Below are 1,275 nucleotides of genomic sequence, written 5' to 3'. Positions count from 1 at the left end.
CTAGTATAACGTAAATTAAATAGCTACTATATATTTTGAGGATAATGTGTGGTATAATAGTGTTATCTAAGAAAGGGATGAACGCTATGAGAAGAACATATCTTACTCTGTCAGAGGAAGACAAAGATTACCTTAAAACATTATCAAAAAAAAGAACAATTCAGGCACAAATTGTAGATCGTGCCAAAATTTTATTATATAAATCTGATGGCATGACTTTCAACGCTATCGCTGAAAAACTTGCCATTAGTTCAGCAACCGTACGGCTTTGTGTTTCTAAATATTACGAGGGCGGTATTGAAAAAGCTCTTTTTGATACTCAGCGCCCCGGACGCCCATCTGAAATTACAGATGATGCAAAAGCATGGATCATCAATCTTGCTTGTCAGAGACCAGTAGAACTTGGCTATGCACAGGAACTTTGGACTTTAAATGCTCTTCATAAGCATATTCAGAAACACGCAGAAGAAGCAGGATATCCAAGACTTACAACCATTACTAAACCTTATATTCAGAAATTCCTCAAGGAACAGGATATCAAACCATTCAAAATCAGGTATTATTGTGAGAAGCGAGATCCAGATTTTGAATCAAAAATGCATGAAGTTCTCTTGGTTTACAAGCAGATTGAAATGCAGTTTGATGAAAATGGTACATTCATTGTTCCAGATGATTATAAACTGACAATCACGGTATCATATGATGAAAAACCAGGCATACAGGCAATTTCCAATACAGCACCAGATTTACGCCCGACAACAGAAAATGGTGAGGTATATCGGGATGCGGAATACAAACGTCTGGGAACACTTTCTTTATTAGCTGGTATCGATCTTCTTACAGGAGAAGCCATCCCATTGGTAAGTGAAACACACAAGAGTTCTGACTTTATTGAATTTTTAAAAATACTGGACAAAAAATATCCATTGCAGGATACCATCAGAATCATTCTTGATAACCACTCAGCACATACATCCAAAGAAACACAGCGATTTTTGGATACGATGCCAAAAGGTCGGTTTAAATTTGTATTCACACCAAAGCATGGTTCTTGGTTAAACATGATTGAAAGTTTCTTTAGCAAGATGACGAAACAAATGCTTCGTGGAATTCGTGTCAAAACCAAACAGGAATTGGAAGAACGAATTTACCAGTATTTTGAAGAAGTTAACCGCGAGCCAGTAGTTTACCATTGGAAATATAAAATGGATGAAATCAGCGAAGCTGAAGCATCTTCAATTTAATATAGCAGTTATTTATTATCCAATATACTAG

1 protein-coding gene is annotated in these 1,275 nt (G+C 36.2%); it reads left to right on the top strand.

The window, feature by feature from the left end; genetic code table 11:
- Positions 1 to 86: 86 nt before the first annotated feature.
- Positions 87 to 1,244: an IS630 family transposase gene (locus tag H8Z79_RS16625; RefSeq protein ID WP_118041681.1), complete on the top strand. Its 1,158-nt coding sequence runs from the start codon at positions 87 to 89 to the stop codon at positions 1,242 to 1,244.
- Positions 1,245 to 1,275: the final 31 nt, after the last annotated feature.

This window comes from Blautia intestinalis, from assembly GCF_014297355.1.
Lineage (GTDB): Bacteria > Bacillota > Clostridia > Lachnospirales > Lachnospiraceae > Blautia_A > Blautia_A intestinalis.
The sequence above is the reverse complement of the archived record's forward strand: the minus strand, read 5'-3'. Positions and strand labels throughout refer to the sequence as shown.

Excerpts from the sequence above, each read along its gene's own strand:
- H8Z79_RS16625 (WP_118041681.1), top strand. The coding sequence starts at position 87 with ATGAGAAGAACATATCTTACTCTGTCAGAGGAAGACAAAGATTACCTT.